This is a genomic window from Pseudarthrobacter sp. IC2-21, from assembly GCF_034048115.1.
GTDB lineage: Bacteria > Actinomycetota > Actinomycetes > Actinomycetales > Micrococcaceae > Arthrobacter > Arthrobacter naphthalenicus.
This window is the reverse complement of sequence record NZ_CP139145.1, coordinates 3,255,232-3,269,425: the sequence shown is the minus strand read 5'-3', so window position 1 is coordinate 3,269,425 and position 14,194 is coordinate 3,255,232. Positions and strand designations below refer to the sequence as shown.

The following is a 14,194-nucleotide window of genomic DNA, read 5'->3' as shown; positions in this document are numbered from 1 at the left end:
TTGTTCCAATGTGGGAACAAAAAAACGTCTCGCCCATGCCGCATCATTGAAGCTGTGCATCCGGCCAGACCCGTAGAACAGAGGGGTTCATGACGGCAGCAATCCAGGTCGGCGCCACCCAGCGCTCATCCAAAGACCTCATCAGGACAGCAGTATCCGGCTGGCTCGGAACAGCCATGGAGTATATGGACTTCCAGCTCTACTCGCTGGCAGCAGCCATCATCTTCCCCAAAATCTTCTTCCCCAACTTCGACCCCGTCGTGGGACTGCTGGTCGCTTTCATCACCTATGGCGTCGGCTTCCTGGCCCGCCCGGTCGGCGCCTGGTTCTTCGGACGGATGGGCGACCGCGTGGGCCGCAAGAAGGTCCTGGTGATCACCATCATGATGATGGGGATATCCACGATGCTCATCGGGTTCCTGCCCGGCTACGCCCAGATCGGGCTCGCAGCGCCGATCCTGCTCGTGGTCCTGCGCCTGGCCCAGGGCTTCGGCGCCGGCGCCGAACTTTCCGGCGCGTCAGTCATGCTGGCTGAATACGCGCCGCCGAAGAAGCGCGGCCTGATCGCTTCATTCGTCTGCCTCGGCACCAACTCCGGCACGCTGCTGGCCTCCGGCCTGTGGGTCCTGCTGACACTGCTGCCGGAGGAAGCGCTCATGAGCTGGGGCTGGCGCCTGCCGTTCATCGCCAGCATCGGCATCACCCTCTACGCGCTGTGGATGCGCCGCAACCTGAAGGAAAGCCCCGTTTTCGAGGCCACCCGGGAGTTGGACGCCGCCGACGCCGCTGCTGCCGCCGCCTTCGCGGCGAACTCCACCACCGTCGGACAGTCTGCAGTTGGCGCGCCCACCGCCGCCAAGTCCAAGCGCAAAGGCAAGGCCTTCTTCCTGGCGATGGCCCTGCGGATCGGCGAATCCGGCAACTCGGCCATGATCCAGACCTTCCTCATCGGCTACATCGTGACCGGCCTGAGCATGGACAAGAGCGTGGGAACGTTCGCTCTGCTGATCGGCTCGTTCCTCGGTTTCGCCACGGTCCCGCTCGCCGGCTGGCTTTCCGACAAGGTGGGGCGCCGCGCCATGTACCGCGCACTGTCCGGCTTCCAGATGCTCTTCGCCATCCCGGCCCTGCTGATGATGCAGACCCGCGATCCGCTGCTGGTCTCACTGGCCCTGATCATCGGCCTCTCCATCTCCGTGCTCGGCATGTTCTCGGTCCAGTCTGCCTATGTGAACGAACTCTTCGGCTCCCGCAACCGCTACACCCAGCTGGCTTTGGCCAAGGAAATCGGCGGCGTGCTCTCGGGCGGACTGGCCCCCATCATCGCTGCAGGCCTGCTGGCCCTGTTCACCAACTCCTGGTGGCCCGTCGCCGGAATGATGGTCCTCTACTCAGCCATCGCCTTCGTGGCCACATTCCTCGCCCCCGAAACCAAGGGACGGGACCTGACCCTCGTGGAGGACGCAGTATGAAAGCAGTAGTGGTCCATTCCGCCGGAGACCTGCGTCTTGAGGATCGTCCCGACCCGGAGTGCCCGGCCGGCTCGGTGATTATCGACGTCGAATACGGCGGAATCTGCGGCTCGGACCTGCACTACGTCAGCCATGGCGCTTCCGGACTCAGCATCCTGGCAGACCCCATGGTGCTCGGACACGAGGTGGCCGGCCGGATCTCCAGGCTCGGCGAGGGGGTGGCGGACTTCGCAGTTGGCGATGCCGTGACGGTCCACCCCGCCGTGTTCTGCGGTGAATGCGCGGACTGCCTGGCCGGCCGCACCAACCTGTGCCCGCAGGTCACCTACTACGGCAGTGCCGCGCACCGGCCCCACACAGACGGTGCCTTCGCATCGCGGAAGGCCGTCCCGGCTAGGCAGCTTCGGCGGTTGCCTGCGGGCGTCAGCACACGCCATGCCGCCGTCGCGGAACCGCTCGCCGTGGCGATCCACGCGGTGGGCCGGGCAGGCAGCCTGGCCGGCAAGGACGTCCTGGTCAACGGTGCCGGGCCCATCGGTGCCTTGGTGGTGGCGGCAGCCTGCCGTGCCGGTGCTGCCTCCGTCGTGGCCAGCGACCTGTCCGAAACATCCTTGGCGATCGCGAAGCGCATGGGGGCCGACCGTGTGGTGCTGGTGGGTTCCGGTGCCCGGCTCCCTGACGTGGACGTGGCGTTCGAGGCCTCAGGCGCCCCCGGCGCCCTGGGCGGCGTCCTGGCGTCCGTACGCCGTGGCGGCACCGTGGTCCAGGTGGGCAACCTGCCCGCCGGGCCGGTGACCACCGAGCTTGCCGCGCTGGTCTTCCGTGAGATTGACTACCGCGGAACCTTCCGCTTTGCGGACGAACTGGACGATGCCCTTGCCTACCTGGCCGACGGGCTGGACGTGGAACCTCTGCTGACCCACACATTCGACGCCGGCGACGTCTCCGAGGCGTTTGCGGTGGCGTCGGACCGGGGGACCGGCTCGTCGAAAGTCCTCCTGAGGTTTGTCTGAGACAATGTCATAGTGAACCGAGCATCCTTGGAAAAGCGTCCGGACGAAGTAGCCACGATGTTTGACGACGTCGCGCCGAAGTACGACGTCGTCAACGACGTCCTGTCGATGGGCCAGACTCGTCGCTGGCGCAAGATCGTGGTCGACGCGGTGGACGCCAAAGCCGGCCAGCGGGTACTCGACCTGGCAGCCGGAACCGGGACCTCCAGCGAGCCGTATGCCGACGCGGGAATAGACGTCGTGGCCTGTGACTTCTCCCTCGGCATGCTGAAGGTCGGCAAACGCCGCCGCCCGGACATCAACTTCGTTGCCGGTGACGCCACCAACCTGCCCTTCGCTGACAACAGCTTCGACGCGAGCACCATCTCCTTCGGGCTGCGCAACGTCAACGAGCCCAAGAAGGCGCTGGCCGAAATGCTGCGCGTCACCAAGCCCGGCGGCAAGCTTGTCATCGCCGAGTTCTCGGCGCCCGTAGTCCCGCTGTGGCGCACGATGTATACCGAATACCTCATGCGTGCCCTTCCCGCCATCGCCGTGAAGGTTGCCTCCAACCCGGACGCGTATGTTTACCTCGCCGAGTCCATCCGCGCCTGGCCGGACCAGGACCATCTGGCTGCATGGCTGGAGGAATCGGGCTGGGAAAAGGTTACCTACCGCAACCTGACCGGCGGGATTGTGGCCGTGCACCGGGCAACCAAGCCGCTCGAATCAACTCCCGACGGCAGTGCTGCCGCCATCGCCGCGCACAAGGGCCCCGTGGCCAAGCTGCGCCGCAACATCACCCGCTGATACCTGTGAACGTACTTATTGTCGGCGCCGGGCCGGCCGGCTCCACCGCTGCCTACTACCTTGCCAAGGCAGGCATCAGTGTGACCGTCCTGGAAAAGACCAGCTTCCCGCGCGAGAAGGTCTGCGGCGACGGCCTTACCCCGCGTGCCGTCCGCGAAATCCAGAAGCTCGGCCTGCCGCACCCCGAATCGGAGGGCTGGCGCCGCAACAAGGGCCTGCGGCTCATTGCCGGCGGACGGACCATCGAGCTGCCCTGGCCCGAGGTTTCCGACTTCCCGGGGTACGGCCTCATCCGCACCCGGCTGGGCTTTGACGAGGAATTGGCCCGGCACGCCCAGGCCGCCGGCGCCGAAATCCTCGAACGGCACAGCGTCACGGAAGCCCTGCGGTCCGAAGACGGCCGGGTGACCGGCGTCCGCGCAGCGCTCCTGGACGAGTCCGGACGCAAGACGGGGGAGACGCGCGACTTCATTGCCGACGTCGTACTCGCAGCGGACGGCAACTCCACGCGAACCGCAGTGTCGCTGGGTATCCAGAAGCGCGACGACCGCCCCCTCGGCGTCGCGGTCCGCACCTACTTCACCTCGCCCCGGCACGACGACGACTGGATGGAAGGCTGGCTGGAGCTCCCCGGCCGCGACGGAAAACTGCTTCCCGGCTACGGCTGGGTGTTCGGCGTCGGCGACGGCACCTCCAACGTCGGCCTGGGCATCCTGAACTCCTCCAAGGAATTCGGCAAGCTGGACTACAAGCAGGTCCTGCGCGAGTGGACCGCCGGCATGCCCGCCGAGTGGGGCTTCAGCCCGGAGAACCAGGTGGGCGAAATCCGCGGCGCGGCGCTGCCCATGGGCTTCAACCGCACCCCGCACTATTCGCCCGGCCTGCTGCTCCTGGGCGATGCCGGCGGCATGGTGTCCCCGTTCAACGGCGAGGGCATTTCCTACGCCATGGAGTCCGCGCGGTTCGCCGCCGAGTTCATCATTGACGCCTCCGCGCGCTCTGTTTCCGCGGGGCCAACGTACGACGCCGACGCGCACCTCGCCGGATACGCGGACTATGTGCGCAATCAGTGGGGATCGCACTTCACGCTGGGGCGGGCATTTGCCGCGCTGATCGGAAAGCCCGCTGTCATGAAGCTCGCCCTGCGGACCGGGATGCCGATTCCGGTGCTGATGCGCTTTGTGGTGCGGCTGCTCGCTAACCTGACAGACCCGGCGGCGAAGGGCTTTGAGGACCGGGTCATCCGCGTCCTGGAATCCCTTGTCCCGGCCACGTCCAACAGTCCATCGGCTACGAACCAGCGGTATCCGCAACAAAAAGTTAGGGTTAACCCGTGACCAACTCTGCAGACCACAGCTGGACGCATGCCGGGCACGGCCTGCCGGACACCGAACCCAGCCTCAACACCACCGCGATTGCCACGGCACTTCAGCTGCCGGCAGGCTTCGCGGCGATCGCGGAGGATGCCGAGCTAGGCCCCGCCATCACCACCAACCTGGCCAGGGTGGAGAAGAAGCTCCGCGAGGCCATTGCCAACTCCGATCCGTTGGCTGACGCAACATCGCGGCACCTCGTGGAGGCCGGCGGCAAGCGTGTCCGGCCGCTGCTGACGCTGCTGTGCGCCCACCTTGGCGACGCTTCCTTGCCTGCTGTGGTGCAGGCGGCGGTGGTGGTGGAACTGACCCACCTTGCCACGCTCTACCACGACGATGTTATGGACTCAGCACCGTTCCGCCGCGGCGCCCCCACGGCCCACGAAGTATGGGGCAACTCCGTCGCTGTCCTGACCGGCGACCTCATTTTTGCCCGCGCCTCCATCCTGGTGTCAGAGCTCGGGGGGCGTGCGCTGGGCATCCAGGCCCGCACCTTTGAACGCCTGTGCCTGGGCCAGCTGCACGAAACCGTGGGCCCCCGCCCGGACGAGGATCCCGTGGAGCACTACCTCTCGGTGATCGCGGACAAGACCGGCTCGCTGGTGGCGGCCTCCGGCCAGTTCGGCGCCATTTTCTCCGGCGCCGATGAGGCCTTCGAGGACATTCTGGTGGAGTACGGCGAAAAGGTGGGCGTGGCCTTCCAGCTCGCCGATGATGTCATCGATGTCACCGGCGTCAAGGTTAAGTCGGGCAAGTCCCCGGGCACCGACCTTCGCGAAGGTGTCCCCACCCTGCCAGTGCTGTTCCTGCGCCGCGACGCAGCGGCCGGCGACCAGTCCGCCGTCGAGCTTTTGAAGCTCATTGACGGGGATCTGTCATCGGATACTGCCTTGGCCGCTGCCGTTGCCGGGCTGCGCGAGCACCCCGTAACTGCCGAGTCCTGGGTGATTGCCCGGCGCTGGGCCGACGAAGCCATTGCCGCGCTGGCGCCGTTGCCCGAGGGCGTAGTGAAGGACTCGCTGTCCAACTTCGCGCTTGCCGTAGTGGACCGCGCGAGCTGATTCTGCTGTCGTTGAAGCGGGCCCTGCCGGGGGACACCTTGGCGGGGCCCGCTTTTTGTTGGCTTGGGACTATCCATCTGCCCGCGGGGCAGCCGGTTTAAATGCAATAGCCCCGGTTCTCAGCAGCGTCACGAGTCATACGCTGCATCGAACCGGGGCTATATCTCCGTTCGCATCAGACCCGCCGGAGGCGTTTAGCGGATCCGTGAATAGTTTATGACAGGTCTGTCACAGAGTGCAAGCCTGCTGTTACGGGTGTGTCATAAACTTTCCGGATTCTTCGCGGGGCACATTGCTGCCCTGAGAGCGCCTTCCACGCCTCGGAGCCGGCGTGTCCGTGTCAAAGTGCCCCGGGAGCGGGAGTTGTCCACATGGCCAGGCACGGACCTGCCATCACCTGCAGCCCGCTGGCACGGTCGAACCATGAATATGGAGACCTTCCTTGGCCTGCGGGCCGGCGTAACCCGGACTTCGACGCTCCGTGGGGCTGGATTTTCGCGGGCGCACCTCAACAAAGCAGTCTCGGCCGGACGCATTGTGCGGATTCGGCGCGGCGTCTACGGCCTGCCGAGAGAGGGCGGGGCCCTGGGCCTGGCGCTGCAGCACAATGCCCTGCTGACCTGTTTGTCGGCCGCCCCCACGTACAGGCTTTGGACGCTAAATGATACGACTTCCGTGCATCTGAGTCCGGGGCACAAGAGGGCGCCGGCGGGGACGGTGGCGCATGGACGATGCCCTCATCCGCGCCACCCCTGGCTGCCGGTGGCCGGCCTGGTTGATGTCCTGATCCACGCCCTACGCTGCCTGCCCGAGGCGGAGGCGTTGGTCATGCTTCAGTCCGCAACCCAGCGGGGAGACGTCACCGTGGAGTTCCTGCGGCGCAAGTTACCCGGCAACCGCAATGCCCGGGCCAGGGCCGTCCTGGACAGCTTGATCCCGAGGGCGGATTCCATCCTTGAAGTGCTGGCTAATTACCACTTCCGGCGGGCGGGGCTGCATGTGCGCAGGCATGTAGAGCTTCCGGGGGTGGGCGAGGTGGACTTCCTCATTGAGGAGTGCCTCGTGGTGGAAACCGACGGAGAAACGCACTTGGAGCCACGGCAGGTGAAAAAGGACCGGAAGCGCAACAATGCCACCCTCATCGGCGGGCATCTCGGCCTCAGATTCGGCTATGACGACGTCGTCCATCACCCTGAGCGGATGGTGGCGGAGGTGCTCGCGGTGCTGGAGCAGTTCCGGAGCGGAGCTTTCCGCAGAAGGTGACTGCCGCCGTCGTGCTTCACTGCCGTCGCGGGGCACTTTGGTGGCCTCTGCCGCGGAACCAGACGAAAATGACGCCACAGCTGCGTCAAAGTGCCCCACGACGGCGGCGGCTCGCGCCGGCTCGCGCCAGCACCGCCGGCAGCCGGGACGCCGGCTAGTCCTCTTCGTCGTTGAAGGCCCACTCGAACATGTCGAACACGAACTCGGAGAAGGTGCCTTCCTCGCTCTTCCACTGGCCGCGGGCGTTGTTGCGGCGGTAGACGATGGGGTCCGGGACGCCGAGATCGCCCACCCGGAAGCCCCAGGTGAACTGTTCCTCTTCGTCTTCGAGGAACATCAGGAAGCCCTCGTCATCAACTTCCAGCTCTTCGGGGTCCCAGAAGTAGTGGTAGGCCTCCATGAGGTCTTCGCAGCCGCCGAGGGCCTGGTAGAACTCGCGCAGGACCAGCGGAACCTGGAACTGGTGTTCGGCGAGTGCCGCGTCCAGTTCCGCTTCGGACAGGCCGTCCTCTTCCTGCCATTCGTCCTCGAGGTACTTCGGAACAAGCGCACGGAACTTCTCGAGGAACATGTCAGTCATGGACCCAATCCTAGCTAATTGCCGGGGCCCGAAGTGCCGCCGCTGCCGGGCCGCGGTTCGTCCCCGGGCCCCCCTGCGGCAGAAGGCCCGGAACCGGCCTCATCGTCACCCCGCCGGTGCCAGCCGTGGACGGCCAACGGGGCCCGCCAGGACCGGCGCCAGGCCAGGACCCGGAACGTGAACACCACGGCGGCCACCGCTGCGGCCGTGAACACGTTGAAGGCACCCGCACTCCACAGCCCGGCCGTCAGCCCGGCCCCCAGGAAGGCCGGCAGCGCGTAGATGTCCCTGGGGTTGAAGAGTTCGGGAACCTCGTTGGCCGTGACGTCCCGCAGGAGGCCGCCGCCCACCGCGGTCATCACGCCCAGCAGCGCCGCGGCCACCGGATTCATGCCGGCGTCGAGGGCCTTGACGGTGCCGGTCATGCAGAACAGGGCCAGGCCGCCGGCGTCGAACAGGACCAGCAGCGAGGTGAAGCGCTCCACGCTGGTATAGAGGGAGTAGACCAGCACCGTGGCCAGCAACGGCGGGAACAGGTAGGCCGGGTTGCTGAAGGCAGCGGGCGGACCATTGCTCAGGATCAGGTCCCGGATGATGCCGCCGCCCAGGCCCACGAGGGAGGCCAGGAGCAGGGACCCCACAATGTCGATGTTTTTCCGGGCCGCCAGCAGTGAGCCGGACACTGCGAAGAAGAACACGCCCACGAGGTCCAGCCACACTGGAGCCGAGTCAAAAGCGAATGTCATGGGCGTCCCCGCTGAGTCAAAGTGGGCGGACAAGGTGGTGCCAACGTTACGCTAGCCGCTATGAACAAACCCATCATGGTGGCCTGTGCCCACGGGACGTCCAGCCAGCAGGGCGCCGCAGAGGTCAACGCCCTGCGCGCCGCCATCGCCGCCCTCCGCCCGGACCTTGACGTGCGCGAAGCCTACGTGGACGTCCAGCAGCCGGACCTCGTGGACGTGGTGGCCGGCCTGCCCGAAGGGGTACCCGCCGTTGTGGTCCCCCTGCTGCTGAGTGTGGGCTACCACGTGAAGGTGGACATCGCGCGGGCGGTCAAGAGCCGCCCGGGCACGCTGGCCGCGGCGCCGCTGGGCCCCGATCCGCGGCTCGCCGCACTGCTGGACCGGCGCCTCCGCGAAGCCGGCGTCACGGACCGTGACCTGATTGTCCTCGCCGCGGCAGGGTCCTCCAACCCCAACGCCGCGGTCAGCGTGGAAGAGCTCACGGGCCAGCTCCGGGAACTGCGAAGCAACCGGATCGAGGCCGCTTATGGCGCCTCGGCCAAGCCGTCAGTGCCCGACGCCGTCGCCATGCTTCGTGAGGAAGCCGAGGGAGGTGCCGGGGCGGGACCGTCCGCCGGGGGCGTTGACCTCGGCGGCCGCGTGGTGATTGCCTCCTACCTCCTCGCGCCGGGCTTCTTCCACGACCAGCTGGCCAAGGCGGGCGCTGACCTCGTGACGGAACCACTGCTGCCCTCGGAAGTACTCGCCGAGATCGCGCTGGACAGGTTCGACGCCGCCGTCGCACGCGGTCAGTAACGGCACCTTCCCAACCCCGAAAGCCGCGGGGAAATAATGGCGCGGCCAAGCACAGGAACCGGCCGGCTTCAAGGCTCTCCGGCGATTCGTGACGAATTGTTTCCCTAGGTGACTCAGGGTTTCCCGACCCTTTGTGACGCAATTCGGGGGCACCTACAGTCGATGCATGACTGATACAGCTCTAGCCGGAGCGTCCGCGGACCCCGCTGTCGCCACGCGCCCCGCGCGCACCAACCGCCCCGCCGCAAAGCCGCACGGGCAGTGGAAAGTGGACGGCAAAACCCCGCTGAACGCCAACGAAACCTGGAAGCAGGAAGACGACGGCCTCAACGTCCGCGAGCGTATCGAGACCATCTACGCCCGGGACGGCTTCGACGCGATCCCCAGCCAGGACCTGCACGGCCGCTTCCGCTGGTGGGGCCTGTACACCCAGCGCAAGCCCGGGATCGACGGCGGCAAGACCGCAACACTCGAGCCGCACGAGCTCGAAGACAAGTACTTTATGCTCCGGGTGAGGATCGACGGCGGCGCGCTCACCACCGAGCAGCTGCGCGTGATCGGCCAGATCTCCGTTGATTTCGCCCGGGATTCCGCCGACCTCACCGACCGCCAGAACATCCAGCTGCACTGGATCCGCGTGGAGGACATCCCCGAGATCTGGAACCGGCTCGAGGGAGTAGACCTGTCCACCACCGAGGCCTGCGGCGATGTTCCCCGCGTCATCCTGGGCTCCCCGGTGGCCGGCATCGCCAAGGACGAGATCATCGACCCCACCCCGCTCATCGCCGAGCTGGGGGAGCGGTTCATCGGCAACCCGCTGCTGTCCAACCTGCCGCGCAAGTACAAGACCGCCATCACCGGCCACCCCAGCCAGGACGTGGTCCACGAGATCAACGACTTCGGCCTGGTGGGCATGGTCCACCCCGAGCTGGGCGCCGGCTATGACCTCTGGGTGGGCGGCGCGCTGTCCACCAACCCGATGCTGGCCAAGCGCCTCGGCGCCTTTGTCCGCCCCGAAGAGGCCGCCGACGTGTGGCTCGGCGTCACCAGCATTTTCCGCGACTACGGGTACCGCCGCATGCGCACCAAGGCCCGACTGAAGTTCCTGCTGGCCGACTGGGGTCCGGCGAAGTTCCGCCAGATCCTTGAGGACGAGTACCTGGGCTACAAGCTGGCCGACGGTCCCGCCGCGCCCAAGCCCACCACGCCGGGCGACCACATCGGCGTGCACGAACAGAAGGACGGCAAGTTCTTCATCGGCGCCACCCCGCTGGCCGGCCGGCTCTCCGGAGCGCAGCTCGTCAAGCTCGCGGACACCCTCGAGGCCGCCGGCTCGTACCGCCTGCGCACCACCCCGCACCAGAAGCTGGTGGTCCTGGACGTTGCCAAGGACCAGGTTGAACCGCTGGTTGCCGAGCTGGACGCCCTGGGCCTCTCCGCCCGCCCGTCCGTGTTCCGCCGCGGCACCATCGCCTGCACCGGCATCGAATACTGCAAGCTGGCCATCGTGGAAACCAAGGTCACCGCCGCCACCGCCGTCGCCGACCTGGAACGCCGCCTGGCCGACCTCGCCGGGTCCGGTGAACTGCCGCACGCACTGTCCCTCCACATCAACGGCTGCCCCAACTCCTGCGCCCGCATCCAGACCGCGGACATCGGCCTCAAGGGCATGATGCTGCCAACGCCCGACGGCGATCCCTCCCCGGGATTCCAGGTTCACCTCGGTGGCGGGCTGGCTTCCTCCGACCGCGAAGAAGCCGGGCTGGGACGCACCGTCCGCGGCCTCAAGGTGTACGTCGAGGACCTGCCCGACTATGTGGAGCGCGTGGTCCGCACCTTCGTTGCCCAGCGCGCCGAAGGCCAGACCTTCGCCGAATGGGCACACGCAGCAGACGAGGAGGCCCTTCAGTGAGTAAGCACGCAGCGCCCGTACCGGCCATTCGCCCCAAGGAAGAACTCAAGGCCCTCGCCGAAGCCGGCGCCGCCGAGCTCGGCTGGGACGCCCCGGCCCGCGACGTGATCGCCTGGGTGGAGCGCAACTTCGACCTGCCCGCGGTGGCCGTCGCCTGCTCCATGGCAGACGCCGTCCTCCCGGCGCTGGTCGCGGACCAGATGCCCGGCGTCGACGTCCTGTTCCTGGAGACCGGCTACCACTTCCCGGAAACCTACGCCACGCGCGACGAGGTGGCGGCGAACCTCCGCGTCAACGTGGTGGACGTGCTGCCGGAGAACACGGTGGAGCAGCAGGACCGGCTCCTGGGCAAGGACCTCTTTGCCCGCGACGCCGCCCAGTGCTGCGCCCTCCGCAAGGTGGCCCCGCTCCAGCGCACCCTGGCCGGCTACGAACTGTGGTTCACCGGTGTCCGCCGCGACGAAGCCCCCACCCGCACCAACACGCCGCTGGTGACCTGGGATGAAAAGAACGGGCTGGTCAAGGTCAACCCCGTGGCCGCGTGGACGTTCGACCAACTGGTCCAGTACTCCGATGACAACCTCCTGCCCGTGAACCCGCTGCTTTCCCAGGGTTACCCTTCCATCGGCTGCCAGCCCTGCACCCGCAAGGTGGCGCCGGGCGACGACCCCCGCGCCGGCCGCTGGGCAGGTTCCGACAAGACAGAATGCGGACTACACGTATGAGTACTTTCCTAACTGAGGAGACCACGCAGGTGACTGAAACCGCCGTCTCCACACGCCTCTCCAGCCTGGACGCCCTCGAATCCGAAGCGATCCACATCATCCGCGAGGTCGTGGCCGAGTTCGAGAAGCCTGCGCTGCTGTTCTCCGGCGGCAAGGACTCGGTGGTGATGCTGCACCTGGCCACCAAGGCATTCTGGCCCGGCAAGGTTCCGTTCCCCGTCCTGCACGTGGACACCGGCCACAACTTCCCCGAGGTCATCGACTTCCGCGACCGGACGGTGGAGCGGCTGGGACTGAAGCTCGTCGTCGGAAGCGTCCAGGAGTTCATTGACCGCGGTGAGCTGGCCGATCGCGCCGACGGCACCCGCAACCCGCTGCAGACCGTGCCGCTGCTGGACGCCATCACGCAGAACAAGTTCGACGCCGTCTTCGGCGGCGGCCGCCGTGACGAGGACAAGGCCCGCGCCAAGGAGCGCATCCTGAGCCTGCGCGACGAGTTCGGCCAGTGGGATCCGCGCAACCAGCGGCCCGAGCTGTGGAACCTTTACAACGGCCGCCACACCGTGGGCCAGCACGTCCGCGCGTTCCCCATCAGCAACTGGACCGAGCTGGACATCTGGCGCTACATCGAACGCGAGAACATCGAGCTGCCAGGCCTGTACTACGCCCACGACCGCGAGGTGTTCGCCCGCGACGGCATGTGGCGAGCGGTCGGCGAGGTGTCCCAGCCGCTGCCGCACGAGGAAGTCATCACCAAGAAGGTCCGCTACCGCACGGTGGGGGACATGTCCTGCACCGGCGCCGTGGAATCGGACGCCGCCACCGTGAGCGACGTCGTCATTGAAGTTGCCGCCTCCACCATCACCGAACGTGGCGCCACCCGGGCAGATGACCGCATCTCCGAGGCCGCCATGGAAGACCGCAAAAAGGATGGGTACTTCTAAATGAGCACCGAAACTGTTTTGTCCGGCTCCGCCGGTGGCCTGGAAACAGCCCTGCCCACTACGCTTTTCCGCTTCGCCACCGCAGGATCGGTCGACGACGGGAAGTCCACTTTGGTGGGCCGCCTCCTGCACGATTCCAAGGCGATCCTCGCCGACACGCTCGACGCCGTGGCCCGCACCTCCGCGGACCGCGGGTTCGGCGGCGCCGGGGCCACGGGCACCCAGGCGATCGACCTGGCCCTCCTGACCGACGGCCTGCGCGCCGAGCGGGAGCAGGGCATCACCATCGACGTCGCGTACCGCTACTTTGCCACGGACCGCCGCAGCTTCATCCTGGCCGACTGCCCCGGGCACGTTCAGTACACCAAAAACACGGTGACCGGCGCGTCCACGGCGGATGCCGTCGTCGTACTCATTGACGCCCGCAAGGGTGTCCTCGAGCAGACCCGCCGGCACCTGTCCGTGCTGCAGCTGCTGCGCGTGGCGCACGTGATTGTGGCCGTGAACAAGATCGACCTGGTGGACTTCAGCGAGTCCGTGTTCCGCGAGATCCAGGCCGACGTGCAGCAGGTGGCCCGCGAACTGGGCATCGGTTCCGCCGAGCTGGGGACCGCCGACCACATCGACGACCTGCTGGTGATTCCGGTGTCCGCCCTCGACGGCGACAACGTGGTGGACCGGTCCGAGCGCACCCCCTGGTACGACGGCCCGGCCCTGCTGGAGGTCCTCGAGACCCTGCCGGCCGCCGATGAGATCGACACCCAGCTGGAGAGCTTCCGCTTCCCGGTGCAGCTGGTCATCCGGCCGCAGGGTGCGCTGGCTCCCGACGCCGTGGCCGCCGGCCTGGACGTTGAGGCCTTCCGCGACTACCGCGCCTACGCCGGGCAGATCACCGAGGGGTCCGTGAAGGTGGGTGATTCCGTGTCCGTACTGACGCCGGGGCAGGATCCGCGCACGACGACGGTGGCTGGCATCGATTTCGCCGGGGAGTCCCTGCAGGAAGCGTTCGCCCCGCAGTCAGTGGCGATCCGCCTGGCGGAGGAGTTCGACGTCGCCCGCGGTGACACCATCGCCGCCGCCGGCACCGTCCGCGAGTCCTCCGCCGACCTGTACGCCGCGCTGTGCTGGCTCTCGCCCAAGCCTCTGCGGGAGGGTGCCAAGGTGCTGGTCAAGCACGGCACCCGGACCGTGCAGGCGCTGGTCCGCAATGTCAGCGGCAAGCTGGACCTGGCCACCTTCAAACTCGAGGGTGCGTCCAGCCTGGACCTCAACGACATCGGGCACGCGCAGCTCCGGCTCGCCGCGCCGCTGCCGCTCGAGAATTACCTGCATCACCGGCGGACCGGCGCGTTCCTGGTGATCGACCCGCAGGACGGCAACACGCTGGCCGCGGGCCTGGTCAAGGACCACCCGGGCGACCACGAGGACGACCGCTACTCCATCTGAGGCCGTCTGCGGGCTTCCCGGGGCACCCTTGCCTCCCGCCTGCCCTCCGGCCCATCATCGGGAGTGGGAGGGCAG

At 67.2% G+C, this 14,194-nt stretch carries 13 protein-coding genes; 11 read left to right on the top strand and 2 right to left on the bottom strand.

All coding sequences use genetic code 11. The features are described from left to right. Positions 1–89 precede the first annotated feature (89 nt). The 6 genes from SBP01_RS15020 (at position 90) to SBP01_RS14995 (ending at position 6,971) form a co-directional block, all read left to right on the top strand. Entirely contained in the window at positions 90–1,472 is a 1,383-nt protein-coding gene (locus tag SBP01_RS15020) for an MFS transporter (protein WP_275212102.1), read from the top strand. Further along, positions 1,469–2,485: an L-idonate 5-dehydrogenase gene (locus SBP01_RS15015; RefSeq protein ID WP_275212103.1), complete on the top strand. Its 1,017-nt coding sequence runs from the start codon at positions 1,469–1,471 to the stop codon at positions 2,483–2,485. Before SBP01_RS15020 ends, SBP01_RS15015 begins: the two co-directional genes overlap by 4 nt. A 12-nt stretch (positions 2,486–2,497) precedes the next feature. After that, complete coding sequence (locus tag SBP01_RS15010; RefSeq protein ID WP_275212104.1) at positions 2,498–3,274, top strand: demethylmenaquinone methyltransferase; 777 nt, start codon at positions 2,498–2,500, stop codon at positions 3,272–3,274. Between the two features lie 5 nt (positions 3,275–3,279). Next, on the top strand, positions 3,280–4,611 hold the full coding sequence (locus tag SBP01_RS15005; RefSeq protein ID WP_320536303.1) for a geranylgeranyl reductase family protein: 1,332 nt from the start codon (positions 3,280–3,282) through the stop codon (positions 4,609–4,611). Next, the gene (locus SBP01_RS15000; RefSeq protein ID WP_275212106.1) at positions 4,608–5,708 is read left to right on the top strand and encodes a polyprenyl synthetase family protein; all 1,101 of its coding nucleotides are present in this window, start codon (positions 4,608–4,610) and stop codon (positions 5,706–5,708) included. Before SBP01_RS15005 ends, SBP01_RS15000 begins: the two co-directional genes overlap by 4 nt. A 423-nt stretch (positions 5,709–6,131) precedes the next feature. Further along, entirely contained in the window at positions 6,132–6,971 is an 840-nt protein-coding gene (locus SBP01_RS14995; protein WP_275212108.1) for a type IV toxin-antitoxin system AbiEi family antitoxin domain-containing protein, read from the top strand. Between the two features lie 154 nt (positions 6,972–7,125). Here the strand turns inward: SBP01_RS14995 and SBP01_RS14990 are convergent, their stop codons facing one another. Both SBP01_RS14990 and SBP01_RS14985 read right to left on the bottom strand, forming a co-directional pair. Further along, entirely contained in the window at positions 7,126–7,551 is a 426-nt protein-coding gene (locus SBP01_RS14990) for a hypothetical protein (RefSeq protein WP_275212477.1), read from the bottom strand. A gap of 14 nt (positions 7,552–7,565) precedes the next feature. Next, positions 7,566–8,297, bottom strand: a complete 732-nt coding sequence (locus SBP01_RS14985; RefSeq protein WP_320536302.1) for a trimeric intracellular cation channel family protein — start codon at positions 8,295–8,297, stop codon at positions 7,566–7,568. A 60-nt stretch (positions 8,298–8,357) separates the two neighbouring features. Here SBP01_RS14985 and SBP01_RS14980 point away from each other — a divergent pair, with 60 nt between their 5' ends. From SBP01_RS14980 to SBP01_RS14960, 5 genes are all read left to right on the top strand, one after another. Continuing rightward, positions 8,358–9,092, top strand: coding sequence for a sirohydrochlorin chelatase (locus SBP01_RS14980; protein WP_320536301.1), 735 nt, complete (start codon positions 8,358–8,360; stop codon positions 9,090–9,092). Between the two features lie 166 nt (positions 9,093–9,258). After that, on the top strand, positions 9,259–11,004 hold the full coding sequence (locus tag SBP01_RS14975) for a nitrite/sulfite reductase (RefSeq protein ID WP_320536300.1): 1,746 nt from the start codon (positions 9,259–9,261) through the stop codon (positions 11,002–11,004). Continuing rightward, positions 11,001–11,729, top strand: a complete 729-nt coding sequence (locus SBP01_RS14970) for a phosphoadenylyl-sulfate reductase (RefSeq protein ID WP_320536299.1) — start codon at positions 11,001–11,003, stop codon at positions 11,727–11,729. The genes SBP01_RS14975 and SBP01_RS14970 overlap by 4 nt, the downstream gene beginning before the upstream one ends. Further along, on the top strand, positions 11,726–12,673 hold the full coding sequence (gene cysD, locus SBP01_RS14965) for a sulfate adenylyltransferase subunit CysD (protein WP_320536298.1): 948 nt from the start codon (positions 11,726–11,728) through the stop codon (positions 12,671–12,673). Before SBP01_RS14970 ends, cysD begins: the two co-directional genes overlap by 4 nt. Next, positions 12,674–14,119, top strand: a complete 1,446-nt coding sequence (locus SBP01_RS14960; RefSeq protein ID WP_320536297.1) for a sulfate adenylyltransferase subunit 1 — start codon at positions 12,674–12,676, stop codon at positions 14,117–14,119. It begins immediately after the preceding gene. The last annotated feature ends 75 nt before the right edge of the window (positions 14,120–14,194 follow it).

Bases quoted from the DNA above. Each gene is read 5' to 3' on its own strand.
- SBP01_RS15020 (WP_275212102.1), top strand. From the start codon at position 90: ATGACGGCAGCAATCCAGGTCGGCGCCACCCAGCGCTCATCCAAAGAC.
- SBP01_RS15015 (WP_275212103.1), top strand. From the start codon at position 1,469: ATGAAAGCAGTAGTGGTCCATTCCGCCGGAGACCTGCGTCTTGAGGAT.
- SBP01_RS14995 (WP_275212108.1), top strand. From the start codon at position 6,132: ATGAATATGGAGACCTTCCTTGGCCTGCGGGCCGGCGTAACCCGGACT.
- SBP01_RS14990 (WP_275212477.1), bottom strand. From the start codon at position 7,551: ATGACTGACATGTTCCTCGAGAAGTTCCGTGCGCTTGTTCCGAAGTAC.
- SBP01_RS14985 (WP_320536302.1), bottom strand. From the start codon at position 8,297: ATGACATTCGCTTTTGACTCGGCTCCAGTGTGGCTGGACCTCGTGGGC.
- SBP01_RS14980 (WP_320536301.1), top strand. From the start codon at position 8,358: ATGAACAAACCCATCATGGTGGCCTGTGCCCACGGGACGTCCAGCCAG.
- SBP01_RS14975 (WP_320536300.1), top strand. From the start codon at position 9,259: ATGACTGATACAGCTCTAGCCGGAGCGTCCGCGGACCCCGCTGTCGCC.
- cysD (WP_320536298.1), top strand. From the start codon at position 11,726: ATGAGTACTTTCCTAACTGAGGAGACCACGCAGGTGACTGAAACCGCC.
- SBP01_RS14960 (WP_320536297.1), top strand. From the start codon at position 12,674: ATGAGCACCGAAACTGTTTTGTCCGGCTCCGCCGGTGGCCTGGAAACA.